This window comes from Arenibacter algicola, assembly GCF_000733925.1.
Taxonomy (GTDB): domain Bacteria; phylum Bacteroidota; class Bacteroidia; order Flavobacteriales; family Flavobacteriaceae; genus Arenibacter; species Arenibacter algicola.
The window spans coordinates 1,996,724-2,020,590 of record NZ_JPOO01000001.1 but is presented as its reverse complement, the minus strand read 5'-3'; the positions used below and the strand labels follow the sequence as shown (position 1 = coordinate 2,020,590).

Below are 23,867 nucleotides of genomic sequence, written 5' to 3'. Positions count from 1 at the left end.
TTGCCACCACAAAAAAAGTACCCAATGATATACAAAATAAGGATAATTCTAGATGCAGAGGAAGATATTTTTAGGGATATCGAAATAGAGGAAAACAATTCTATGGAAGACCTTCACAATGCCATTACCCAAGCTTTTGGCTTTTTGGGAAATGAAATGGCGTCTTTTTACACCTGCGATGAAGAGTGGAGACAAGATGAGGAAATTGCCTTATTTGATATGAGTGAAAATGGCTCCGATGTACGTTTAATGAATGAAATTCAGTTAAAGGACATACTAACAGAGCACTCTCCAAAGCTAATTTACGTTTATGACTTTTTAAGTATGTGGACCTTCTTCGTTGAATTGGCGGATATAGTGGAAAAAGAAGACGCACAGACCTATCCCAATACCCTTTTCAGTTTTGGTGAATTGCCGGACTCCCCGCCTGAAAAAAAGTTTGAAGCGGATGAAAGCGAATTCGATTTTGACAATACCCTTGACAATTACGAAGATTTGGATTTTGATGAAAACTGGAACTGATTATTCCACTAGCGGTAAATCAAAGTAGTATTGGTCAATTACAAAAATTGATCAAGTTAAAGCTTCACCAAGACTTTAAGCACAAATAAACCTTAAACATTTTCCATTATCCATGATCAACTTATACCCTACCCAAATTGAAACTATTTCCATACATCGTGTGGGAAACAAAAATAAAAGCGAAGGAATTTTTCTCTCGGAGGAACCATTTTCACTTAACGATGAAACTACGGGACTATTAAAGGAATATTTCTTTAAACCTTTCAGGGAAAAGGAGGAAAATTACTATTATTTTTCCCATGAATCCGACGTTGAATTTAATGAGGTCTACAAAATTGTTTCCGATATTTTTGATGAGCCAAGTAGCCTTCATGCCAATTCAAAAAAAATAGCGACCCAATTATTCGACCAATCGAACCATCCACACATCAAAAGCGGTGAAGTTTACGTTGCCTATCTTACAGATCTAATGTTGGATAATGTAAAGGTGAATGCCGTGGGCATATTCAAAAGCGAGCTTAAACACGATTTTCTGCAATTTCAGGAAAAGGGAAATAGCCTGGATATTTTGGTGCAGCAAGGCATCAACATCAATAAATTGGACAAGGGATGCCTTATTTTCAATACCGATAAAGAAGAAGGTTACAAAGTACTATCAGTGGACAGCAATCGCTACGACACCAAATACTGGTTGGAAAATTTTCTTGGGGTCGACGCCCTATCCGATGATAATTTTAAGACAAAAAACTACTTGAAATTCTGCCAGAACTTTGCCAAGGATGTGGTTTTGCCTGCCGAGGACAAACAACAGGAGGTGTTGTTTATGAACAGGGCCGTAAATCATTTTGCAAAAAATGACTCTTTTGAAGAGACCAATTTCCTGAACGAGGTTATGGAAAACCCGGAATTGATACCAGAATTTAAGCACTACAAAGTAGAAAAAGGCCCCAAGTACAGTATTGAGGATGTCTCTACTTTTGACATTGCCAACAAAGCGGTCTCCGATGCCAGAAAAAAAATTAAGAACGTTATTAACCTAGATACCAATATCCAGATCAAACTTGATTTTATAAATCCGGAATCGGCCCAAAAATTTGTGGAAAAAGGCTGGGACGAAGAGCGCCAAATGTACTACTACCTGGTTTACTTTAACAAGGAACAGAAAAGCTAGACAAATACGAAAGTTACCTGGCCCCTTCATTGAATGGGCGTCTAAGATCATAAACAGATGAAGGCCGAAGTTATATGCTTCGGCCTTCTTTTGTTTAGTATTATTATAGGGGTTTACCCTTGGGTATCGAATAGGTAAATATTAAAGATTGATCTTGTTCTCAATAATCTGTTTCATACTAACATCCTCGTAATTTCTTTTTACAAAGTCCAGCGCAAGTGCCAGCACTTCCCCCATGGTCTTACATTTTTTAAAGTCTATATCTCCCGTAAGATCATAAATATGCTGTGAAAGGGCCGCAATATTATCGTCATTGGATATATCATCGGTCTTCACTATGGAAATGAGTCGTTTGATACGGTTCCCTGAACTCAAAATTCGTTTGGCCACAATGGAGCGTTCCTCTATTTTATATTGATCCACAGAATTACGCTGTAACTTCTCCTTGACCAACATGACCATTTTATAATTTTCCTTAAAAAACTGTGGCCTGTACACTTTTAATTTTCCTTCATAACACTGTTGGTCAAAATCTATTGCCCTTATTTTATATACCACGTGATCAAAATCGTGGGTAGGAACAATTACGTAGTTATATGAACGCATATCCCCCAAAAGGCGGATCATACAGCGTTCGTTAAACTTGACAAATTCTTTGGCCAACTGGGATTTTTCCGATTCGTTGCATTTCGGCAAAAAATCCTTGATAAACACATCTCCCGGAATACCTGCAATATGCTCCTCTATCAAAGTATCCCCGTAGACCAGGAAGTTAAGGTTATAGGGCGACAACATATGCTCCAGTTCCAGTCCGTATATCCTGGAGGCATCGGTCCTTTTTACATAAAAATAAGTGAAATTGTCATTCAGTATATTCCTAACCTTGATCCTAAAGGGCTTGGAGTTTCCAAAAGTACAATAGTCCACCGCATCTACATTTAAAAATGGAAATATACTATCGCTACCATCGGAATGTAGAATGGAATATACTTTCTTTAGACTGATATCGATTTCGGTCCTATCAAACTCGCTGTAATATACACGTACCCAAAGGGTGTCCTCCTCATTGGAGTCGTATACCACAATAGACCCAGAAAAACGCAACAGATCCTCATAAAAAATTGGTATTTCAATTTTTCTGCTATAGTGCTCCAAATAGGCATCCAATTTTTTATTTACTGGAAATGCAGGCTTTTTCTTGGACATTAATCTTTCAGACATGGAAAAAACTTTAATTTGTAACAAAATAACGATTTCTTCGTCAAGTAAGTACAAACAATTAAAAAATCTATCCCATTTTGGAAACTATCCTGACCGTAAACCACCTTACCAAGAAATTTGGATACTTAACCGCGGTAAAAGACCTTTCCTTTAGTATTGAAAAAGGTAATGTTTATGGCATTTTGGGGCCTAATGGCAGCGGAAAATCGACCACCTTGGGAATTGTACTGAATGTAGTAAATAGAACAGCTGGTGATTTTTCATGGTTTGGAGGAACCATTTCCACCCACGTCGCCCTTAAGAAAGTTGGCGCCATCATTGAACGTCCCAATTTCTATCCCTATATGACAGCCATACAAAACCTGAAATTGGTCTGCAAAATCAAGGAAGTTCCCCAAGATAAAATTGAAGAAAAATTGGAAATGGTTGGACTACTGGAACGAAAAAACAGCAAGTTCAGTACCTACTCCCTAGGTATGAAACAGCGATTGGCCATTGCCTCAGCACTTCTCAACGACCCAGAAATATTAATTTTGGACGAACCTACCAATGGTTTGGATCCGCAGGGAATACATCAAATTAGGGAGATCATAAAAAAAATTGCCTCACAGGGCACTACCATACTGTTAGCCTCACATTTATTGGACGAGGTAGAAAAAGTCTGTAGCCATGTGATAATCCTAAGAAAAGGTGAAAAGCTCTATTCGGGACCGGTTGACGAAATGTTGACCAGTTATGGCTTCTTTGAACTCAGGGCAATCGATGAAGAGGCTTTGGTCACATTCCTGAGTAAACACGCCAGTTTCGGCCCTATTAAGCAGGAAAATGGTTTGATTACCGCCATTTTGAAAGAAGAAATGAACGCTAGCACCCTAAATCAGGACTTATTTAATAATGGTATAGTGCTATCCCATTTGGTAAAACGCAAAGAAAGTCTTGAGGAACAATTCCTTAATTTGACGAATCATAAGGATTAACCGCTTTAATACCCTTAAACGCATAAAATATGTTACGTTTATTACAGATAGAATTTATAAAATTATGGAACAATAATGCGAGTAAGGTCCTAATCATTTCCTATTTCGTCCTTATACTCTGTATGGCACTGTTGGCCGCAATAAAATTTGATATCGGTCCCATTCAGTTCCATGTGGCCGAACAGGGAATTTTCAATTTTCCTTACATATGGCACTTGAATACCTGGATTGCAAGTGGTTTGAAGCTCTTTTTTGCTATAGTCATTGTATCTATGATGGCAAACGAATACAGCAATAAGACCCTAAAACAAAATTTAATAGATGGCTTGAGCAAAAAGGAATTTATCGCCTCTAAATTCTTGACCGTTTTTGCATTTTCCGTCATTTCTACCCTTTTTGTTTTTATAGTTTCATTGGTTTTAGGGCTTTTTTATTCCGATTTCACGGAGATATCCATCATATTTTCGGATTTGGAATACTTATTGGCTTATTTTATAAAACTGTTGGGTTTCTTTTCCTTCTGTCTTTTCCTTGGTATATTGGTAAAACGATCGGCCTTTGCTTTGGGCTTTTTAATTATTTGGTTTGCCATTGAAAATTTAGCCATCCGATTTTTGGTATGGTGGCTTGCCGGCAAGGAAGCTTCGGCCTACGTTATGAAATTCCTCCCCTTGGAGTCTATGAGCAACCTGATCAAAGAGCCGGCTTCCAGATTTAAGGCTGTACAAAGTATGGCAGAACAAGTGGGTGAACAGTTCAATAAGGACTATGCCGTTCATTTTTATGAAATTTTGATTGTAGGATGTTGGACGGCAATTTTTATATATCTTTCGTACGCCCTGCTCAAAAAACGCGATTTGTAAAGCCAATTTCCAAGAACATATCTCCCTTTGCACCTTTAACAGTCTAATACCATACATAATACGACAATGGTTACAAATAGTTGCCGAAGCACCTCAGTATTGCCCACTATTTATTAATTTTAGGTCATAAAACGAATATGATTTTTTTATTCTTATCCAGGAAGGAAAAAGATAAAATTGCAATTATAGGAGTTCCTGAATGCATTGCTCATGAAATTTAAAGTTGTTTCCGAATTTAAACCTACAGGTGATCAGCCCCAAGCTATAAAACAATTAAAAGAGGGCCTTGAGGCCGATGAACGTTACCAAACCCTTTTGGGGGTAACGGGGTCTGGAAAAACTTTTACTGTTGCCAATGTCATAGAGCAGGTGCAGCGGCCTACCTTGGTATTGGCACATAACAAAACCTTGGCTGCACAATTGTACTCGGAGTTTAAGCAGTTTTTTCCCGATAATGCAGTTGAATATTTTGTCTCCTACTACGATTACTATCAACCCGAAGCTTATATACCTTCAAGCGGTACCTATATAGAAAAGGACCTTTCCATTAATGAGGATATTGAAAAACTGCGCTTGAGTGCCACTTCATCCCTGTTATCGGGCAGAAGGGACATTTTGGTAGTGGCCTCCGTTTCCTGTTTATACGGTATAGGAAATCCCGTAGAATTTCAGAAAAATGTAATAGGTATAGAAAAGGATCAAGTTATTCCGAGGACCAAATTTTTACATCAGTTGGTACAAAGCTTGTACTCGAGAACGACTGCCGATTTTAGGAATGGAAATTTTAGGGTAAAGGGCGATGTGGTGGACGTATTTCCCAGTTATGCCGACCATGCCTTTAGAATTCATTTTTTTGGGGACGAAATTGAAGAAATAGAGGCCTTTGACCCCTACAAGAACAAAATACTGGAGAAGTACCAACAACTGAATATTTATCCGGCAAATATGTTCGTTACCTCCCCAGATGTATTGCAGAATGCCATTCACCTTATTCAAGAGGATATGGTGTTGCAGGTGAATTATTTCAAAGAAATAGGGAAACACCTGGAAGCAAAACGTTTGGAAGAACGTACAAATTTTGATCTGGAGATGATACGGGAACTGGGATATTGCTCAGGAATTGAAAATTATTCCAGATATTTGGACGGTAGGGAACCTGGAACCCGGCCGTTCTGTTTGTTGGACTATTTCCCAAAAGATTATTTGATGGTTGTTGATGAAAGCCATGTTACCATTCCACAAGTACACGCTATGTATGGGGGCGATAGGTCGAGAAAGGAAAATTTGGTGGAATACGGCTTTCGGTTGCCTGCGGCCATGGACAACAGACCGCTAAAATTTGAGGAATTTGAAGCCCTTCAAAATCAAGTTATCTATGTAAGCGCCACTCCTGCAGACTACGAATTGGAATTGAGCCAAGGGGTTTATGTAGAGCAAGTTATTAGGCCAACAGGGCTTTTGGATCCCATCATTGAAGTGCGCCCCAGCTTGAACCAAATTGATGACCTCATCGAGGAAATCCAATTGAGGGTCGAAAAGGATGAACGGACATTGGTCACCACCTTAACCAAACGAATGGCGGAAGAATTGGCCAAGTATTTGACCAGGATAAATGTTCGCTGTCGTTATATACATAGTGATGTGGATACCTTGGAAAGGGTTGAAATAATGCAGGATCTGCGCAAAGGTGTTTTTGATGTGCTTATAGGGGTGAATTTATTGCGAGAAGGGCTAGATCTACCCGAAGTCTCCCTAGTGGCCATTTTGGATGCCGACAAGGAGGGCTTTCTTAGAAGTGCAAGATCCCTTACCCAAACGGTGGGCCGTGCAGCCAGGAATCTAAATGGAAAAGCCATTATGTATGCTGATAAAATTACCAACAGCATGCAAAAAACTATAGATGAGACCAACTACAGACGGGAAAAACAAACTACCTATAATCTTGAAAATAATATTACTCCCACGGCACTGAACAAAAGTTTGGACAGTGTTTTGGCCAAAAATTCCGTCTCCACCTATCATTTTGAGAAAGAAGAAATGAAGGCAGCGGAGCCCGACTTATTGTACCTTACCAATGAACAAAAGGAAAAAATGATAAGGGACAAAAGAAAGGCTATGGAAAAGGCGGCCAAGGACTTGGATTTTATGCAAGCCGCAAAGTTAAGGGACGAAATTAAATCGCTTCAGGAACAGGAATAAAACACCATTTTGCGCATTTTATTGAGAAATGGTTACATGGGCATTTAACAAAACAAAAAGCGCTTCGATTTCTCAAAGCGCTTTTCAAATCAACCAACCAATCTATAATGTATCCGACTGGATACAAAACTACTTTTAAGCTTACGCTATTTCAATTAATCTTTTAGGCTTAGGCAATGCCTCTTCTTTTTTGGGAAGAACAAATTTTAGGATTCCATCTTCGTAGGTGGCGTTAATTTTATCCAAGGAAATAGTTTCAGGCAAACTAAACACCCTTTTAAAGGATGAAAAAGTAAATTCCCTTCTGGTATATCCATCATCCTCTTTATTTTCCTCACTTTTTACCTCAGAGGAAATAGTTAGGATGTCATTATCGATTTCAACATTGAAATCTTCTTTTTTCCTTCCAGGTATTGCCAATTCCAATACATACTCAGTTTCGGTTTCCTTAACATTGGCAGCCGGTACACTTTCCTTGAAGTTATCTATACCACCAAACCAATCTGGTCTTAAAATTTCATTCATTAATGAAGGAAACATAACATTATTTCTTTTTACTAGACTCATGACTTTTATATTTTAAGTTATACTTTAAATTCTCATGATCTAAAAGGCAAATGTTATACCGATTGCATTTTAATGCCATTGTGTCACTATTCCGACCTAATAACAGGACATTATGTCGCTTTTTATCAATTGTTATAAGCTTTAAATATATTGATCAGCACAGCAGGTGGAACTACCTTGTCAGGATAATTGTGCATTACGGTAAGAACTTGCTCTATGGCGGCCTGTGGAAGTCCAAATCCAAGTCCTATGTTATGCAGCTGTTCAATTTCAACTAGATGCTGCTCCTTGTCCACATTCATAAGCAGTACCAGGCGATGAAATTGAAGGATGCGCTCCGCTTCGGATTTAAGCAATACCTTTCCAACTTTCTTATGAAAAAGGGAATCGAAGGTTTCCTTATCGACCTCCAACTGCTTGGCTACACCCAGCAAAAAATTATACTCCGAATCCTTGATTTCCTTGTCTGTCTTTGCAAAAGAAATCATTTGGGAAAGAATGCCCAGCTTCTCCAAATACGTACTCATAAATTACAGTTTAACACTAAGTTACATTAAATAGCATTGATTTCTTGTCTTCGGATGCAGGAAAGTAATCCCAAACTAGTCCCACATCCTATTTTTTGTAATATCTTGTCAAAAAATTTATCATATGACCAATAATGATGTTCTTAAAAAATTAAGGGTTGCCTTAAAATTACGGGATGATGAAATTGTAGAAATTTTAAAATTAGTCGATTTTAAAATTACCAAAAGCGAGTTGGGAGCTTTTTTCAGAAAAGAAGATCACCCAAACTATGTAGAATGTGGCGATCAAATTTTACGTAATTTTTTAAATGGTTTGGTGATACATTATCGTGGGACCAGGGAGAATCCCAAAGACCCAAAATTATCTTTGCCCAAGCCAAAAAAGGAGGCTATTTTTAAAAAACATCAAAAACCGGGATTCAAGGAGCAACAGAAAAAGAAAATGGATCACGACATTAGCCCTGTAAAGTACAAAAACAAAAAAAAATCCTGATCCCTCAGAACTTTTCTAGGATAAGACTACCTTGGTTTATCGAGAACTAATGGTATTCAACGTAAAATACGTTCAACAAAAAAGAGGCTGTCTAAAAAGTCAAGACAGCCTCTTTTTTATTCGGGTAGGTATCGGAGAACTATTCTCAAATACGCAAATTATGGAGGGGTTGAAATACTTTTTAGACGCCCTCTTTTCTGATTTTTATACTTTCTTGGTATTATGCCAATACTTCCTTCACCTTGTCAGCAGCTTCTTGAAACTGAACTGCGGAATGTACTGCCAAACCAGAATTATCAATAATTTCCTTGGCCAATTCAGCATTGGTACCCTGTAATCTTACAATAATAGGCACCTTTATGGCATCTCCCATATTTTTGTAGGCATCCACTACCCCTTGCGCTACACGATCGCAACGAACAATACCACCAAAAATATTTATGAGGATACATTTGACAGCTGGATCCTTCAAAATAATTCTGAAGGCTTCTTCTACCCTTTTGGCATCAGCGGTTCCCCCTACATCCAAAAAGTTGGCTGGCTCACCACCGGCCATTTTTATAAGATCCATTGTAGCCATGGCCAGTCCTGCACCATTCACCATACAACCAACATTTCCATCCAAGTCGACGTAGTTAAGACCTACAGCCCTTGCCTCTACCTCAATTGGATTCTCCTCTAGCAAATCCCGCATTTCTGCATATTGCTTTCTTCTATATAGTGCATTATCATCAATGGATACTTTGGCGTCCACTGCCATAATCTTATCATCGGATGTTTTAAGAACAGGGTTTATTTCGAACAAACTTGCATCGCTCTCCACATAAGCCTTGTATAAACTGGTAACAAACTTGGTCATTTCCTTAAAAGCCGTTCCGGACAAGCCCAAGTTAAAAGCTATTTTCCTTGCTTGAAAAGGCAATAAACCAGTAGCTGGGTTTATTTCTTCCGTAAAAATAAGGTGCGGTGTTTTCTCTGCAACCTCCTCTATATCCATTCCACCTTCGGTAGAATACATGATCATATTTCTACCAGCGGCCCTGTTCAATAAAACGGACATATAAAATTCACTGGTTTCACTGTCCCCAGGATAATAAACATCCTCTGCAACCAAAACTTTATGTACTTTTTTACCTTCCGCAGAAGTTTGCGGAGTAACTAAATTCATACCAATTATAGATCCTGCAATATCTTCTACCTCACGCAAGTTCTTCGCCAATTTAACTCCACCTCCTTTTCCTCGTCCACCTGCGTGAACCTGGGCCTTAATTACATGCCAACCGGTACCGGTTTCCTGGGTCAATTGTTTGGCAGCATCTACTGCTTCCTTGGCATTATAAGCCACTAAACCGCGTTGAATGCGTACTCCAAAGCTCGCTAAAATCTCTTTTCCTTGATATTCGTGAAGGTTCATAAATTGAAGGTTCTAATTGTTTAGTTGCAAAAATAGGAAACACAGCGGATTTACCCTAATTAAATAAAACAGAAAATACTTGGCCCCAAGTATAAGTAAATTGTACCGCCTAAAGCCAAAAATAAATGAAACACCACTTCTAAGTTTTATCCCAATAAGAACAATATGCCATGGGCAGAGTCTCTGTGATATGTCAAAGAAAGAATCTAACAATTTTCAGAAAACCTTACTTTTTGCTTTCATTTTAAATTTTGAATTCCCTAAAATCTATGGGATCGAAATTTTTGAAATGTCCGTTCATCCCGATCATTTCCTTAGATTGGTTTACCTGCTTTAAAACTTGAATGGTATTGGTTAAATGAGCTTTTATAAACAATAGACGCTCACTTTTATAATTCATTTTCAGGAGTTTGTATTCTTGAGCCAGGGAAAGTCCTATCTTATGTATCAATTGATAAATATCAAAATTTTCTACCGTAAGGCCCAAAATAGACACATCCATTAGACCATATAGTTCAATAATAAGGCCAAGGACATTTTCTTCCAAGGTCCTAACGCTATCATCATAATATGGTAAATATTCCACCTGTCCCGCCGAATACAATTTGCCGTCCATAACTTTTTGGAAAGTATTGATTTTAAAGGTTCGCCGGCCAATACAAACAATATCCATCTCGCCAGTATCATAGGTCTTTATTATTTCCTTTAGCTCCAGCTCCGTTCCATATGCTATTTCTCCATCAATATAAGCAGGAACCCCAAAGTTCATAGGTGCTTCCCTGGCATCCCTTATCAATTGTTTGTAGCGTTCTTCAAAAATGTGAAGGGCCACAATTTCACCAGGAAAAAAAACGGACGGTAAAGGAAACATAGGTAGCAACATATTTTTTTTGTTTAAAATTACAACGGACTCAACTAAAATCAAACCCTAATCATTCAACCATTGTTATATAAATAACAATATGTTACATTTTTCAACTATTGCTATATATTTTTGCTCAAAAACAATAAGTAGTCTAAATTTGCACAAAATATTGAACAATGCGAAACACTGACTTATTAAAGATAGCACAAACTTATGGTGACCCAGTCTATGTATACGATTCTGAGAAAATAATTTCCCAGTTTCATAGATTGACAAATGCATTTAAAGACGTAAAAAAATTACAATTAAATTACGCCACAAAGGCTCTTTCCAATATTGCCATTTTAAAATTGATGAACAGTTTGGGCAGCGGCCTTGATACCGTTTCCATACAAGAAGTTCAATTGGGACTCATGGCCGGTTTTGAGCCAAGTTCTATTATATTTACACCAAACGGTGTGTCCTTGGAGGAGATAGAAGAGGCAGCTAAATTGGGGGTACGTATCAACATTGATAACCTATCCATTTTAGAACAGTTTGGCAGCAAGCATCCGGATATTCCTGTTTGTATTAGAATAAATCCGCACGTAATGGCGGGAGGAAATTCTAAAATCTCAGTAGGGCATATTGACTCCAAATTTGGTATCAGCATACACCAAATACCTCATTTACTGCGTATCGTTAATCTTACGAATATGAAGGTAAATGGGATACACATGCATACTGGAAGTGACATTCTTGATATAGATGTATTCCTTTATGCCTCCGAAATTCTTTTTGAAACAGCCAAGAATTTCCAAGATCTTGAATTTATAGACTTCGGAAGTGGATTCAAAGTACCTTACAAAGAAGGGGATATTGAAACCAATATTGAAGAATTGGGTAAAAAATTAGGAAAACGTTTCAACTCTTTTTGCAAGGAATATGGTAGGGAATTGACCTTGGCTTTTGAGCCAGGTAAGTTTTTGGTCAGTGAGGCCGGTTTCTTCCTAGCAAAAGTCAATGTGGTAAAACAAACCACTTCAACTGTTTTTGCCAGTGTAGACTCTGGATTCAACCATCTTATTCGCCCCATGTTTTATGGTGCCATCCACAGTATTGAAAATATCTCCAATCCTGAAGGACGTGAAAGATATTATTCCGTCGTGGGTTATATTTGTGAGACCGATACTTTTGCAAGCAATAAGCGGATTAGTGAGATTTCCGAAGGGGATATCCTATGCTTTAAAAATGCAGGTGCGTACTGTTTCACTATGGCCAGCAATTACAACTCAAGATTTAGACCGCCCGAGGTTTTATGGCATAAAGGGAAAGCAATTCTTATAAGGGAAAGAGAAACTTTTGACGACCTCATCAAAAACCAGATCGATGTCCAAGACTTGTTCAGTACTGTTAAAGAAAAGGCAATAGCAAAATAAAATTGCCGAAATTTCGTTAGTTTTGATGTTGTCATCGGACTAATCCCTTAAAATATGGTCGTGAAATTAGTTTCCAAATCATTTTTCAAAAAAGCTATTCTTTTTTGTTTAGCCGTGTTACCCCTTGGTAGCATGGCACAGGAAGTTAAATGGCTTAGTTGGGATGAGGCCGCCAAATTGGCTGAAACGGAGCAAAATCCGAAGAAAATTTTTATTGATGTCTATACCGACTGGTGTGGATGGTGTAAAAAAATGGATAAGGATACCTTTCAGAATGCAGAAGTTGCCGAATACATGTCCAAAAACTATTATATGGTAAAGTTGGATGGAGAAGGTAAGGAACCTATTGTTTTCAGAGGCAAAACCTTTAAATTTGTTCCTTCGGGAAGAAACGGATATCATGAATTTGCAGCAGCATTGATGCAGGGTAAAATGAGTTATCCTACAACCATATTCTTGGATGAAAAGATGAATATGCTTTCCCCTGTTCCCGGCTATCAAAAGCCAGAACCTTTTCTAAAAATAGCGAAGTATTTTGGTGAAAATATCCACAAGGAGAAAGACTGGAACACCTACGATAGCGAAAGTAAATAGTAAAATCTACATTAAATCTATCCAAGATAAAGAAATAAAAAAGCCGGCTGTGACCGGCTTTTTTTATTATCTAAATATATCTACTGCAAGTATATTTTACCTGCTATAGTTGGGTGACTCCTTAGTAATGGTTACGTCATGTGGATGGCTTTCGTTGATTCCACTCGCGGTAATCTTAACAAATCTTCCGGACTCTTTAAGTGTTTCTATATCCTTGGCCCCGCAATATCCCATCCCGGCACGAAGGCCGCCAATAAATTGATGGATGCTTTCATAAAGATCTCCTTTATAGGGAACACGACCCACGATACCTTCTGGCACCAATTTTTTGATATCATCTTCAACATCTTGGAAATACCTGTCCTTACTACCTTGTTTCATGGCCTCTACAGAACCCATCCCTCTATAGGATTTAAATTTACGTCCTTCGTAGATAATGGTCTCACCAGGCGACTCCTTGGTTCCTGCCAGCAAAGAACCTAACATAACTGTATCGGCCCCTGCCGCGATAGCCTTGGGAATATCTCCGGTATAACGTATTCCTCCATCGGCGATAACGGGAACCCCACTACCCTTAATTGCCGCTGCTACTTCCAATACCGCTGAAAATTGAGGAAAGCCAACCCCTGCTACCACACGGGTGGTACAGATAGAACCGGGACCTATTCCTACTTTCACGGCATCCGCTCCGGCCTCTACCAAATACTTGGCAGCCTCTGCAGTGGCTATGTTACCTACAATAACTTCCAAATCTGGAAATCTCTTTTTTACTTCCTTTAAAACAGTGACTACACCTTTGGTATGCCCATGCGCAGTATCGATTACAACGGCATCTACACCCGCGTTCACTAGAGCTTCCGCCCTATCCACGGCATCACCGGTAACCCCTAAGGCAGCAGCAACACGCAATCTTCCATACTGATCCTTATTGGCTATTGGCTTCTGGGTAAGTTTTGTAATATCCCTAAAGGTAATAAGCCCAACAAGCTTGTAGTCCTTATCAACAACGGGTAATTTTTCAATTTTGTTTACCTGCAAAATATCCTCGGCCTGCTCCAAAGAAGTTCCTTCGGCTACAGTAACTAGATTTTTGGAGGTCATAACCTCGGAAATGGGACGATCATTATTTTTTTCAAAACGAAGATCCCTATTGGTTACGATACCTATAAGTTTACCCTTATCATCTACAATGGGTATCCCGCCAATACTGAATTCCTTCATATTTGCTTTGGCATCCCTTACCTTTGAATTTAAAGGCAGGGTAACGGGATCTATGATCATACCGCTTTCCGCTCGTTTTACCTTGCGTACCTTCAGCGCTTGCTGTTCTATGGTCATGTTCTTATGCAAAACACCAATTCCACCTTCCTGGGCAATGGCAATGGCCATACGGGATTCCGTTACGGTATCCATAGCTGCCGAAACAATGGGAACATTGATCGTAATGTTTCTAGTAAATTTTGTTTGAATATTGACTTCCCTGGGAAGTACTTCTGAAAATGCTGGAACCAAAAGTACGTCATCGTACGTAAGACCTTCGCCAACAATTTTATTTAGGTGAGCTTGCATAGCAATTAAAGATTAATTGCGTGCAAATATACTACATTTAAAAGAACTGATGAACAGTTATTGTGTTAATTGACTGTTACCGTTTTTTTACACAATTGATAAAGCACCAATAATGCAGCAACACTAAAGGTCAAGGTCATTAAAATACCTGAAAGGATAACCACATATTTCATCCATAGTAACCCCGACCACATTAAATAAATGCCCCCAAAAGTTAAAATCACTGATAAAAAAGGTTCTATTGTAAGGAACATTTTAAGCTTGTGAGAAAGTTTGGCGAGCCATACCAGTCCACCAAGTAGAAAAAAAATGAGCGACATGGAAAGAATATGGGTATGTATAATGGTTAGCATTTCCCGTTCCCCTTTTTTGAACTTCATTACCTCTGCCTCCTCATCCTCCTCATTTCCCAAATAATTTTCCACAATGCCGTGGGGAGAGGCGGTACTGGTTTCAGAAACAAATAAAAGGCCAGTATAAAAGCCAATACTCAGTACAAGAACAAAGGTGGCAACAAACCATTTTATTCCCTTGGGCAATGTCAATAAGAGACCGTCATAACCCATTAAAGCAAGTTTTTTTCTTGAAGAATGCCAACTGTTTGCAACAGCTTATCCATTGATGTAGTCATGGAACGTACCGAAATTGTTGCGCCAGAAATACCGTCTATATTGGTTTCATGGCTAACCCTATCTTTACCTGTTTTTCCGGTAAACTGCTCCAACCACCTTTTGCTTCCAATTTCCCCACCGTACTCTTCACGATATATCAAGACCTTTGAGTGGATGATTTCCAAATTGGGATTGAAGATGACCAAATAATCGAATTGCGCAGTCTTACTGGGTGCCTGATCTACAAAGGCGTATCCCAGCAAGGTGTTGCCCTGTTTTATATGGAAGAAATTATCAGTAGTAATCTTGGTCGGAAGTTGTTCGTTTACTGTCTTGGAAACAGCAAAGGACGTCAAGGAGTAATTTGTGGTATCAAATATCTTTTCCACTTCCTTGTCCATTTTCTTTTGAACATTTTTCGGGATTCCAAACCCAAAAAACATCAAAGAAAAAAAAGCTAAAATAACCGTTATCCGTTTTCTAAAATTCATGCCCCAAATATACTAATTTAGAATCATTTTTAATAATAATTAAGATATTTAGGGCTATGAATTGAAAATTTTACTTATTCTGGATTAGAACCAAACTCCTATACCAAAATTCAATACATTTTGAAGATCACTATTGTCTACCGCGTTAGATTTAAATTGATAATCCCCTTTCAACACAACTCCCGGTGCTAAATGATAGGTAAGGCCTGTAGTTACATCCGTTTTGTTGTATGCATCGTTCCTTACCAAAGAACCCGCTGTATCGGCATGGGTATCATATTTTTCGTATCTGGCAAAGGCAAACAGTTTTTGCTCATTACCAGCTGGCAAAAGATTGTAGGCACCTTCCACATACCATCCTTGCAGAGCGCTACCCAAATTACTACCGGTTAAAGCGTTGTAATCTTCGGTATCGGAAAGGGAGGCATATATAAATTGTCCTCTTGCCGTAAAATTACCTAGTGCGTATCTTGCATCCAAGCCAACCATGGAAATTCCAATGTTTGCTCCTGTAAGCTCTTCTACATCATCGGCAGCCTGAGTTTTTCCAAAATATCCAGAAAGCCCTACACGCAGGCCTGGGATTCCGTAATAATCCAATTTAGCGGAAAGGGTTGGAGTATCGATGGTAGATTTGATTCCTTTTTGTCTTCCTCCCCTTAATCCACTGGAACCTTGCAAAAATCCATTGATTCCGCCTTCGCCGTCAGCTTCTGTAGATTTAAATCCGTTGAATATATAAGCTTGGTAACCCAAAGATAGGTCGTTCACCCTCCCGAAAACACCAACTCCCAATTCCCTCCAAGTGGTAGGAACTATAACATTGTCCATAGCAGGACGCTCAGTTCCGTTGAAAGTAGTTGGTTCATGAAATTCGTTGACAATACCCATTGGCACCAACATTAAACCACCCCTAAGATTAACGCTATTTCCAAGATTATAGTTAACAAAAGCCTGTTCAACATATACTTCCTCAACATGCTCAAATTCAATCTCAGTGACAAATTGAGCCCTATCGTTAAACCTATACCCCAAAAGCAGTACCAACCTTTGTACATCTATCTCTCCATTGTCGCCTTCAGGCTGATTGTAAAGCATTTCCCCATAGGCACCTACGGTAACTGCCGAGGCATAATTACCAGAAAGCAAGCGTTGGGCCGCATTCAATTGTTTTTGTGGATCCAAGGTAATGGAATCATTGGCAGTCTGAGCAAATACTCCAGTTGCTAAGAGTAATCCGAATACTACAGAAATTCTTTTCATTATAAAATTGTTCTTATTTAGATTGGATAAATATAAATTTCGGGTGCAAATATAATGGCAAGAACCAAACTGACAAACTTAATTTAAACTAAATCTAAATAAATATTGAATTTTAACACATTTCAGAAACTAGTGTTAGGAGCATTGTTATGAGCAGAAAAAAGAGCTCCCTAATTCCATTGGAATGCAAAGTATTCACAAGGTCCGGAACCTATATTCTTAATGGCATGGGGAACATTGGAGGGAAGAAAGTATAAATCCCCTTCCTGGGCCCTAAAAACGCCATTACCAATTTCCATCTCGGTTTGTCCACTGATTACCAGAACTACCTCCGTAGCATAGTGAGTATGGGGTTCATGACTTTTAATACCTGACTTTAAAGTAGTTACGTGCATCTCATAATAAGGACACATGGCCGTTGAACGATGGAAGAAATTCCGAATACCCCCCTTATCATGCTCTTTGAAATCCAAGTCCTCAAAATTAATGAGGGTAGACCCACCGCTCTTCCTAGCTCTCCTTACATCCATGTTACCTTTGGACTTATAGATCATAGTGTAATAAGTACTACTCGGTGACAAACTTTTCACAAAAGCCTTGTCCCCCGGCATAATCACAATTACACTGTTTTTTCCTAGGGTCTCCGTTCTAGTATTGACTTTCACCTGAACTTCGCCTTCCTTAATGATCAAGATTTGTTCCTGATTGGAATTAAAAAGATTTCGACCATCCGATGAATTTGAAAGCTGCACCGTTTTGAATTCCATTTTATCAAAATGCATGGTTTCACCTTGGATCATAACCGAATCGGCCAGAGTTCTTGGAAAACGATATACATTAGATTCAATTCTATTGGGAACAACATCGCTCCATAACCAAGACAATGATTCAGGCAAAATAGCACCTCCATGGATTCCGCTATGGCCACCCGAACCTTTTTCGAACTTAAAGTCGTACCCTTTATATTTCAGTGCCGATTCCATCTGTAAATTCGCCAACCACCAATCCCCATATTGATTATTGAGATCATCACTACCATCCTGCAAAAAAACCTTAATATCCTTATGGTCTTGCTTTCTTATCATAGAAGGATAATTGTGTCCGCCCCTAATGTCCGTTAAACTTCCTATATGGCTCAATACTTTATGAAACGCCTCAGGGTAGAACCATGCAGCTGAAAAAGCACATATTCCTCCAGAGGACATACCCGCAATTGCCCTAAGTTCTGGATCTTCGGAAATATTATAACTTTTCTTAATTTCAGGTATCATCTCTTCCAGAAGAAATTTCCCATAGGTATCCGAGACGGTGTCATACTCCAGACTTCTATTTGATGATTTCCAAGGATTATCCACTTTAGCAGCATCCAAGTCATGGCCAGGATTTATAAACAGGCCAATAGTTACGGGCATTTCTCCTTGTGCTATAAGATTATCAAAAACGGTGGGCACCTTAAATTGACCCTGAAGGTCAACATAGGCATGCCCGTCCTGAAATACCATCAAAGCACTAGCCTCGGCAGGGTTGTATTGACTTGGCACATAAAGGTAATAATCCCTTATGGTATTAGGGTAAATTTTGCTTTTCCATTGATGCTTGCTCACCTTCCCTTGAGGTATCCCTTCATAGCTATCTGAATTAGGCCCTGTCGTATACGACTCTTGAGAAGTACCTCTGGACGGACATGCCGCTATAAAAACAAACAACACATATAAACTACTGCAGGTAATTAGCCTCTGAAGAATTTTCATTTTTTGATATTTGGTTCTTATTAAATGACAATATAGGAATTTAAATATCAGTAAACTGAGGATTTCAACACTTTAATCAACAAAAATTGCCATTAAGGTTTCCTTGGGTGTTTCCCGTTTTAAGCGGTTAAATCAATACTTGGAAAACAGGTCGGATGCTTTATTGAATGCAGCTTCAAAAGCCATCCAATTAACATTTGTATCGGCCTTGACCGCCGTAAAGTAGGAAAGCATCTTTTCGGTGGGCATATTTCCAGTGAGCTCATCCTTTGCCATTGGACACCCTCCAAAACCTTGCACTGCCCCATCAAACCTACGACAGCCAGCCTTGTAGGCAGCATCAACTTTTTCGTGCCATTTGGAAGGAGTGGTATGTAGATGGGCTCCAAACTCAATTTCAGGGAATTTTGGAATCAGGTTGGAAAATAAATAGTCGATTACCTCCGGGGTCGAAGATCCCACCGTATCTGAAAGTGATAATATTTTTACCCCCATCCCGGCCAGTCTTGTTGTCCATTCACCCACTATCTCAACATTCCAAGGATCCCCATATGGGTTCCCAAATCCCATAGAAATATAAGTAACCACTTCTTTGCCAGAGTCTCCTGCAATCCTTAAAATTTCTTCAAGTGTCGCTACTGATTCAGTAATTGTTTTGTGGGTATTCCGCATTTGGAAATTCTCCGAAATGGAAAAAGGATATCCCAGATAATCAATGGAATTATGTTCGGAGGCATCCATTGCCCCTCTCACGTTTGCGACAATAGCCAATAACTTACTTGTGGTCTTGGATAGGTCCAATTGGGAAAGGACCTCAGCCGTATCAACCATTTGAGGAATTGCCCTGGGAGAAACAAAACTCCCAAAGTCTATGGTATCAAAACCACAATTCAAAAGGGATTGAATGTACTTTACCTTTTTTTCTGTTGGAATAAAAGTTTTGATACCTTGCATGGCATCTCTTGGACATTCTATTATTTTAACGGTATTGGACATTCCCCTGCTTAAGCTTTATCAAAATTAATATTATTTATCAGATATCAACAGATAAACAGCAATACCCACAAAAACGATAATCTGAAGCCATTTCAAGACTTTTCCCAATTGTCCATGCTCCTTTATATACTTCGAAATAGTTCCTGAAAGAATGGCAATTGTACTAAAAACAGTAAAGGAAACTAATATAAATATAGCAGCAAGCACGTAAAATTGTATGACAATATTTAAAAAATGGCTAAACAAAAAACCAGGAAAAAAAGCCAAGAAAAATATGGCTACTTTCGGATTTAATACATTCATAATAAAACCCTTTTTGTATAAATCCATTAATGTTTTTTGGTCTTTATCATCATTTTTTACTTCTATTTTATCACTGCTTCTAAAAACTAAAAAAGCTAAGTAAAACATATATAACGCACCAAAAAGTTTAATGGAGAAGTAAACATTGGGATTTTGTTTTATTAATGCAGAAACCCCAAAGGCCAAAAGAGTTGCATGTACAAGACAACCAGTCATAAGCCCAGCTACGGTAGCAATACCGTATTTCCGGCCGTAGGTAATGCTTTGTATCAGTACAAAAATATTGTCAGGGCCAGGGGTAATGGCTAGAATTGCTGTAGCCATAACGAATGCCAATAATACATCGTAATACATGTCGAATTAAATTAATAAATTAATGAGGGCTTGAAAATACCAATTATTTGCCATCTTTTCCATAAACAAAGCTTGATAAATATCTTACCAGAGCACTAATCATTATTCATCTTTTTTATATCTTCCACAAAAATTTAATTATGAAACCAGTTTTTTACACCCTTAGCCTATTGGCTGCAATATTATTAATGAGTTTTAACATTCCGAACACTACTAATTTGAAAGAGGATATAAGTATGGAAAATTCCAAAAAGCAGGACAGCGTATTGCGCCATGTAGTACTTTTTAAGTTTAAAGCAAATATCTCCAAAGAGGACATTGCAAAAGTAGAGGCCGCTTTTAGCGCCCTACCTTCCAAAATACCGCAGATAGTGGGTTATGAATGGGGAATAAACAATAGTCCTGAAGGATTGGACAAAGGATTTACCCATTGTTTTTTCCTTACCTTCCACAGTGAAGCAGATCGTGCCATATATCTTCCACATCCGGACCATAAGGCTTTTGGGGCGGTGTTGACCCCACATTTGGAAGATGTAACCGTGGTGGATTATTGGACCAAATAGTTAAAGACTTTTAAGGATAAAGATTAACGTCCTACCAAAAAAAGGGTTGACCCAATGATGGTCAACCCTTTTTTATTCCTTGAAATATAAGGGATACTGTCTACACTTTCAGCTGTTAAGCCTATTAATAATGGCCTTGTTGATTCTCTTTATCAGTGACGGGCCTTCATAAATAAACCCGGTATACAATTGAACCAAATCGGCACCCGCGTCCAATTTTTCAAGGGCATCTTCGGCTGAATGAATTCCACCTACGCCGATAATGGGAAACGCCTTATTGCTTTTTTGGGACAAAAAGCGGATAACTTCCGTACTTCTTTTGGTAAGAGGTCTACCGCTTAAACCACCTGCTTCTTCTTTTAACAAAATATCGGATTTCAGATTATCGCGAGATATCGTTGTATTGGTGGCAATTACCCCATCTATATCCGTATCCTTTACTATGCCAATAATATCCAGCAACTGCTTATCCGTTAAGTCGGGAGCTATTTTCAAAAGAATAGGTTTTTCCTTCCTATCCTTTAATTTTGCCAATTTGGTATTTTCCTTTTTCAATTCCTTAAGCAAGGCTGTCAATGGTTTCCTATCCTGAAGTTCCCTAAGGCCGGGGGTATTTGGTGAGCTAACATTCACTACAAAGTAATCTACATGGTCGAACAGGGCATCAAAACATATCAAATAATCCTTTGCTGCCAGTTCGTTCGGGGTCACCTTGTTCTTCCCGATATTGCCCCCGATTAAAACCCTATGACTTTTTTTTAGATTTTCAACAGCATCGAACACCCCCTTATTATTAAACCCCATTCTATTGACGATGGCCTGATCTTCTTTTAAGCGAAACAAGCGCTTTTTGGGATTTCCATCCTGAGGTTTGGGAGTCAAGGTCCCTATTTCAATAAATCCAAATCCAAAATCGGATAGTTCATTGTACAACTTGGCATCCTTGTCGAAGCCCGCTGCCAAGCCCACCGGATTTTTAAATTTCAAACCGAACAATTCACGTTCGAGACGAGGGTCGTTGACAGAATATAAAGTCCTGCATATTCCAGCAAATCCTATACTGGACAACAAACGAATTGTTCTAAAGGTGAAATGGTGAACCCTTTCTGGATCAAATTGAAAAAGGATGGGGCGGATAAGCTGCTTATACATTTAAATTATTTTCCGCAAAAATACAAACTAGCCGTGCTAAACTATCCTAAGCACACGCTTTTTATTAACATTTACGACAACTTATTCCGGTACCACTACTAGGGGTTGCCGTGATACTTCCTGGCAAAGGGTAACGTACCGTTGGTATTGCTTTTCATTGAAAAGTGCTAAAAGTTTGAGGTCGTATTTTTTAAAAACCTGTTTCATTCGCTCCTCCAGAACCTTATACTTCGCCCCCAATGCCGTTAAATCCTCAGGGGTACTTTGCGGGTGATTTTCAAAAAGATTTTTCCGCTCTTCATCCAACAAACGGGTTTCAATTTCCAGTGCTGCCTTAAACTCCTCCAAATTGGTTATCTGCTCTTCTTTAAGCTGAAATATTTGTATTATAGTATCCGATTCCGTCGCACCAATGCCCAAACTACATTCTTGTTGAGCTTGTACGGATATCACAAATCCGACGATAAGGATCAAGGTGGAAAAAACTTTCTTACACATAGGTTTTTGTGCTGGTTTAAAGTACAAATATAAAGTAATAATACAACCAGCTGCGCTTCCCCGAAGGTTATCTTTCCAAATTAATCCATTAATAGTATAATAGAATTTGCTCTGAACTTCAGGTCCACGGGCTACTCCACCTTACTCCCCAAGACAAGGCTGACAAGCCTAGGCTATACAGTTGCCACAACAGGCCCAAATAAAAAATAATAAACTGTATTTTTGATTAAAATTTAGTTTTATGCAACACATTATAGACCGGTTTATAAGTTATATTACCATAGACACCCAAAGCGACCCTAACTCGGCTACCACCCCTAGCACTGACAAGCAATGGACACTTGCCCATAAATTGGTGGAGGAACTCAAGCAGATAGGAATGCAGGATGTAGTTATAGATGACAAAGCTTACATTATGGCTACTTTACCCAGCAATTTGGACAAGGAAGTGCCTACTATTGGCTTTATCTCCCATTTTGATACCTCTCCAGATTTCACGGCTACCGACGTAAAGCCTCAAATAATAAAAAATTATGATGGCGGGGATATTGTTCTGAACAAAGCGGAAAATATAATACTCTCCCCAAGTTATTTTGATGACCTCTTGCAATACAAGGGCAATACCCTTATCACTACAGATGGCACCACCTTGTTGGGTGCCGATGATAAGGCCGGAATAACGGAGATTATTACCGCCATGGAGTATTTAATACAACATCCGGAAATTAAACATGGTAAGATCAGGGTGGGCTTTACCCCAGATGAAGAAATTGGTCGCGGGGCACACCATTTTGATGTTGCAGCATTTGGCGCCGATTGGGCCTATACTATGGACGGTAGCCAAATTGGGGAATTGGAATATGAAAACTTCAATGCGGCAGGTGCCAAAATAATCATTAAAGGAAAAAGTGTACATCCGGGTTATGCCAAAGGAAAAATGGTAAATGCCATTTTGATCGCCAACGATTTTATTTCCCAATTACCCGGCCATGAAGTGCCCCAAAAAACTACCGGACGGGAAGGGTTCTTTCACGTGCACCACCTTAAAGGAGAAATTGAGCTTGCCGAAATTGAATTGATCATTCGGGATCACGACCCAAAAAAATTCGAGCAGCGCAAAGAACTATTACAATATATCACGGAAAATTTGAATGCAGAATACGGCGATTTTGTATCCCTTGATATTAAAGATCAATATTTTAATATGCGGGAAAAAATTGAACCGGTGATGCATATTGTTGAAATTGCCAAAGAGGCCATGGAAAGTTTGGGCATTACCCCAATTATAAAACCAATACGCGGCGGTACCGATGGTTCACAATTGAGCTTTATGGGGTTGCCATGCCCCAATATTTTTGCTGGCGGACATAATTTTCATGGAAAATATGAGTATGTCCCTGTAGAAAGTATGCAGAAAGCGGTTGATGTTATCGTAAAAATTTGCGAACTTACAGCTAAAAGATAACTTAAGTATTTGTGTGCCCA

24 protein-coding genes are annotated in these 23,867 nt (G+C 38.9%); 10 read left to right on the top strand and 14 right to left on the bottom strand.

All coding sequences use genetic code 11. The annotated features are described in order from the left end of the window. Positions 1–24: 24 nt before the first annotated feature. Together U735_RS0108605 and U735_RS0108600 are read left to right on the top strand one after the other, a co-directional pair. A complete protein-coding gene (locus U735_RS0108605) occupies positions 25–522 on the top strand; it encodes an IS1096 element passenger TnpR family protein (protein ID WP_031443433.1) in 498 nt (165 codons plus the stop codon). A 112-nt stretch (positions 523–634) separates the two neighbouring features. Further along, positions 635–1,693, top strand: a complete 1,059-nt coding sequence (locus U735_RS0108600) for a nucleoid-associated protein (RefSeq protein ID WP_031443432.1) — start codon at positions 635–637, stop codon at positions 1,691–1,693. A 141-nt stretch (positions 1,694–1,834) separates the two neighbouring features. On the opposite strand, the gene U735_RS0108595 is transcribed toward U735_RS0108600, so the two are convergent. Beyond that, positions 1,835–2,914 carry a hypothetical protein gene (locus U735_RS0108595; protein WP_031443431.1) on the bottom strand — a complete coding sequence of 360 codons (1,080 nt, stop codon included), beginning with the start codon at positions 2,912–2,914 and terminating at the stop codon, positions 1,835–1,837. A 77-nt stretch (positions 2,915–2,991) separates the two neighbouring features. Between U735_RS0108595 and U735_RS0108590 the strand changes: the two genes are divergently transcribed. From U735_RS0108590 to uvrB, 3 genes are all read left to right on the top strand, one after another. Continuing rightward, positions 2,992–3,891 (top strand): ABC transporter ATP-binding protein, encoded by a 900-nt coding sequence (locus U735_RS0108590; protein ID WP_031443430.1) that lies wholly within the window; start codon positions 2,992–2,994, stop codon positions 3,889–3,891. A 29-nt stretch (positions 3,892–3,920) separates the two neighbouring features. After that, entirely contained in the window at positions 3,921–4,754 is an 834-nt protein-coding gene (locus U735_RS0108585; protein ID WP_031443429.1) for an ABC transporter permease, read from the top strand. Positions 4,755–4,964: 210 nt separating this feature from the next. After that, positions 4,965–6,953 carry an excinuclease ABC subunit UvrB gene (gene uvrB, locus U735_RS0108575; RefSeq protein WP_031443428.1) on the top strand — a complete coding sequence of 663 codons (1,989 nt, stop codon included), beginning with the start codon at positions 4,965–4,967 and terminating at the stop codon, positions 6,951–6,953. Positions 6,954–7,094: 141 nt separating this feature from the next. Here uvrB and U735_RS0108570 read toward each other — a convergent pair whose 3' ends face one another. Next, positions 7,095–7,520, bottom strand: coding sequence for an Hsp20/alpha crystallin family protein (locus U735_RS0108570; protein ID WP_031443427.1), 426 nt, complete (start codon positions 7,518–7,520; stop codon positions 7,095–7,097). Positions 7,521–7,645: 125 nt separating this feature from the next. After that, positions 7,646–8,047 carry a hypothetical protein gene (locus U735_RS0108565; protein WP_031443426.1) on the bottom strand — a complete coding sequence of 134 codons (402 nt, stop codon included), beginning with the start codon at positions 8,045–8,047 and terminating at the stop codon, positions 7,646–7,648. A gap of 124 nt (positions 8,048–8,171) precedes the next feature. On the opposite strand from U735_RS0108565, the gene U735_RS0108560 reads away from it, so the two are divergent. After that, complete coding sequence (locus U735_RS0108560; RefSeq protein WP_031443425.1) at positions 8,172–8,540, top strand: DUF1456 family protein; 369 nt, start codon at positions 8,172–8,174, stop codon at positions 8,538–8,540. Positions 8,541–8,760: 220 nt separating this feature from the next. Here the strand turns inward: U735_RS0108560 and sucC are convergent, their stop codons facing one another. After that, positions 8,761–9,954 (bottom strand): ADP-forming succinate--CoA ligase subunit beta, encoded by a 1,194-nt coding sequence (gene sucC / locus U735_RS0108555; RefSeq protein WP_031443424.1) that lies wholly within the window; start codon positions 9,952–9,954, stop codon positions 8,761–8,763. A 244-nt stretch (positions 9,955–10,198) separates the two neighbouring features. Continuing rightward, complete coding sequence (locus U735_RS0108550) at positions 10,199–10,837, bottom strand: LON peptidase substrate-binding domain-containing protein (RefSeq protein ID WP_031443423.1); 639 nt, start codon at positions 10,835–10,837, stop codon at positions 10,199–10,201. 158 nt (positions 10,838–10,995) lie between these two features. On the opposite strand from U735_RS0108550, the gene lysA reads away from it, so the two are divergent. Continuing rightward, entirely contained in the window at positions 10,996–12,237 is a 1,242-nt protein-coding gene (gene lysA / locus U735_RS0108545; RefSeq protein ID WP_031443422.1) for a diaminopimelate decarboxylase, read from the top strand. 132 nt (positions 12,238–12,369) lie between these two features. Beyond that, positions 12,370–12,831, top strand: coding sequence for a thioredoxin family protein (locus tag U735_RS0108540; protein ID WP_227020869.1), 462 nt, complete (start codon positions 12,370–12,372; stop codon positions 12,829–12,831). Positions 12,832–12,927: 96 nt separating this feature from the next. Here the strand turns inward: U735_RS0108540 and guaB are convergent, their stop codons facing one another. The 7 genes from guaB to U735_RS0108505 form a co-directional block, all read right to left on the bottom strand. Continuing rightward, positions 12,928–14,400: an IMP dehydrogenase gene (gene guaB / locus U735_RS0108535; RefSeq protein ID WP_031443420.1), complete on the bottom strand. Its 1,473-nt coding sequence runs from the start codon at positions 14,398–14,400 to the stop codon at positions 12,928–12,930. Positions 14,401–14,465: 65 nt separating this feature from the next. After that, on the bottom strand, positions 14,466–14,966 hold the full coding sequence (locus tag U735_RS0108530; protein WP_031443419.1) for a hypothetical protein: 501 nt from the start codon (positions 14,964–14,966) through the stop codon (positions 14,466–14,468). After that, positions 14,966–15,502 (bottom strand): FMN-binding protein, encoded by a 537-nt coding sequence (locus U735_RS0108525; protein ID WP_031443418.1) that lies wholly within the window; start codon positions 15,500–15,502, stop codon positions 14,966–14,968. Before U735_RS0108525 ends, U735_RS0108530 begins: the two co-directional genes overlap by 1 nt. Before the next feature lie 84 nt (positions 15,503–15,586). Beyond that, complete coding sequence (locus tag U735_RS0108520) at positions 15,587–16,765, bottom strand: hypothetical protein (RefSeq protein WP_031443417.1); 1,179 nt, start codon at positions 16,763–16,765, stop codon at positions 15,587–15,589. Between the two features lie 170 nt (positions 16,766–16,935). Further along, a complete protein-coding gene (locus tag U735_RS25265; RefSeq protein WP_069858965.1) occupies positions 16,936–18,516 on the bottom strand; it encodes a cupin domain-containing protein in 1,581 nt (526 codons plus the stop codon). A 132-nt stretch (positions 18,517–18,648) separates the two neighbouring features. Next, positions 18,649–19,512, bottom strand: a complete 864-nt coding sequence (locus U735_RS0108510) for a hydroxymethylglutaryl-CoA lyase (RefSeq protein ID WP_031443415.1) — start codon at positions 19,510–19,512, stop codon at positions 18,649–18,651. Positions 19,513–19,542: 30 nt separating this feature from the next. Further along, positions 19,543–20,169, bottom strand: coding sequence for a LysE family translocator (locus U735_RS0108505; protein ID WP_031443414.1), 627 nt, complete (start codon positions 20,167–20,169; stop codon positions 19,543–19,545). 140 nt (positions 20,170–20,309) lie between these two features. Between U735_RS0108505 and U735_RS0108500 the strand changes: the two genes are divergently transcribed. Continuing rightward, positions 20,310–20,732, top strand: a complete 423-nt coding sequence (locus U735_RS0108500; protein WP_031443413.1) for a Dabb family protein — start codon at positions 20,310–20,312, stop codon at positions 20,730–20,732. 108 nt (positions 20,733–20,840) lie between these two features. Here the strand turns inward: U735_RS0108500 and U735_RS0108495 are convergent, their stop codons facing one another. Both U735_RS0108495 and U735_RS0108490 read right to left on the bottom strand, forming a co-directional pair. Further along, complete coding sequence (locus tag U735_RS0108495; protein ID WP_031443412.1) at positions 20,841–21,884, bottom strand: quinone-dependent dihydroorotate dehydrogenase; 1,044 nt, start codon at positions 21,882–21,884, stop codon at positions 20,841–20,843. Positions 21,885–21,965: 81 nt separating this feature from the next. Beyond that, positions 21,966–22,382: a hypothetical protein gene (locus U735_RS0108490; RefSeq protein WP_031443411.1), complete on the bottom strand. Its 417-nt coding sequence runs from the start codon at positions 22,380–22,382 to the stop codon at positions 21,966–21,968. Positions 22,383–22,623: 241 nt separating this feature from the next. Between U735_RS0108490 and pepT the strand changes: the two genes are divergently transcribed. Next, complete coding sequence (gene pepT / locus U735_RS0108485; protein ID WP_031443410.1) at positions 22,624–23,847, top strand: peptidase T; 1,224 nt, start codon at positions 22,624–22,626, stop codon at positions 23,845–23,847. Positions 23,848–23,867: the final 20 nt, after the last annotated feature.

Excerpts from the sequence above, each read along its gene's own strand:
- U735_RS0108510 (WP_031443415.1), bottom strand. The coding sequence starts at position 19,512 with ATGTCCAATACCGTTAAAATAATAGAATGTCCAAGAGATGCCATGCAA.
- U735_RS0108585 (WP_031443429.1), top strand. The coding sequence starts at position 3,921 with ATGTTACGTTTATTACAGATAGAATTTATAAAATTATGGAACAATAAT.
- U735_RS0108525 (WP_031443418.1), bottom strand. The coding sequence starts at position 15,502 with ATGAATTTTAGAAAACGGATAACGGTTATTTTAGCTTTTTTTTCTTTG.
- U735_RS0108605 (WP_031443433.1), top strand. The coding sequence starts at position 25 with ATGATATACAAAATAAGGATAATTCTAGATGCAGAGGAAGATATTTTT.
- pepT (WP_031443410.1), top strand. The coding sequence starts at position 22,624 with ATGCAACACATTATAGACCGGTTTATAAGTTATATTACCATAGACACC.
- U735_RS0108550 (WP_031443423.1), bottom strand. The coding sequence starts at position 10,837 with ATGTTGCTACCTATGTTTCCTTTACCGTCCGTTTTTTTTCCTGGTGAA.
- U735_RS25265 (WP_069858965.1), bottom strand. The coding sequence starts at position 18,516 with ATGAAAATTCTTCAGAGGCTAATTACCTGCAGTAGTTTATATGTGTTG.
- guaB (WP_031443420.1), bottom strand. The coding sequence starts at position 14,400 with ATGCAAGCTCACCTAAATAAAATTGTTGGCGAAGGTCTTACGTACGAT.
- U735_RS0108530 (WP_031443419.1), bottom strand. The coding sequence starts at position 14,966 with ATGGGTTATGACGGTCTCTTATTGACATTGCCCAAGGGAATAAAATGG.
- U735_RS0108540 (WP_227020869.1), top strand. The coding sequence starts at position 12,370 with ATGGCACAGGAAGTTAAATGGCTTAGTTGGGATGAGGCCGCCAAATTG.
- U735_RS0108495 (WP_031443412.1), bottom strand. The coding sequence starts at position 21,884 with ATGTATAAGCAGCTTATCCGCCCCATCCTTTTTCAATTTGATCCAGAA.
- U735_RS0108600 (WP_031443432.1), top strand. The coding sequence starts at position 635 with ATGATCAACTTATACCCTACCCAAATTGAAACTATTTCCATACATCGT.
- lysA (WP_031443422.1), top strand. The coding sequence starts at position 10,996 with ATGCGAAACACTGACTTATTAAAGATAGCACAAACTTATGGTGACCCA.
- U735_RS0108490 (WP_031443411.1), bottom strand. The coding sequence starts at position 22,382 with ATGTGTAAGAAAGTTTTTTCCACCTTGATCCTTATCGTCGGATTTGTG.
- U735_RS0108505 (WP_031443414.1), bottom strand. The coding sequence starts at position 20,169 with ATGTATTACGATGTATTATTGGCATTCGTTATGGCTACAGCAATTCTA.
- U735_RS0108560 (WP_031443425.1), top strand. The coding sequence starts at position 8,172 with ATGACCAATAATGATGTTCTTAAAAAATTAAGGGTTGCCTTAAAATTA.
- U735_RS0108565 (WP_031443426.1), bottom strand. The coding sequence starts at position 8,047 with ATGAGTACGTATTTGGAGAAGCTGGGCATTCTTTCCCAAATGATTTCT.
- U735_RS0108595 (WP_031443431.1), bottom strand. The coding sequence starts at position 2,914 with ATGTCTGAAAGATTAATGTCCAAGAAAAAGCCTGCATTTCCAGTAAAT.
- U735_RS0108520 (WP_031443417.1), bottom strand. The coding sequence starts at position 16,765 with ATGAAAAGAATTTCTGTAGTATTCGGATTACTCTTAGCAACTGGAGTA.
- sucC (WP_031443424.1), bottom strand. The coding sequence starts at position 9,954 with ATGAACCTTCACGAATATCAAGGAAAAGAGATTTTAGCGAGCTTTGGA.
- uvrB (WP_031443428.1), top strand. The coding sequence starts at position 4,965 with ATGAAATTTAAAGTTGTTTCCGAATTTAAACCTACAGGTGATCAGCCC.
- U735_RS0108500 (WP_031443413.1), top strand. The coding sequence starts at position 20,310 with ATGAAACCAGTTTTTTACACCCTTAGCCTATTGGCTGCAATATTATTA.
- U735_RS0108570 (WP_031443427.1), bottom strand. The coding sequence starts at position 7,520 with ATGAGTCTAGTAAAAAGAAATAATGTTATGTTTCCTTCATTAATGAAT.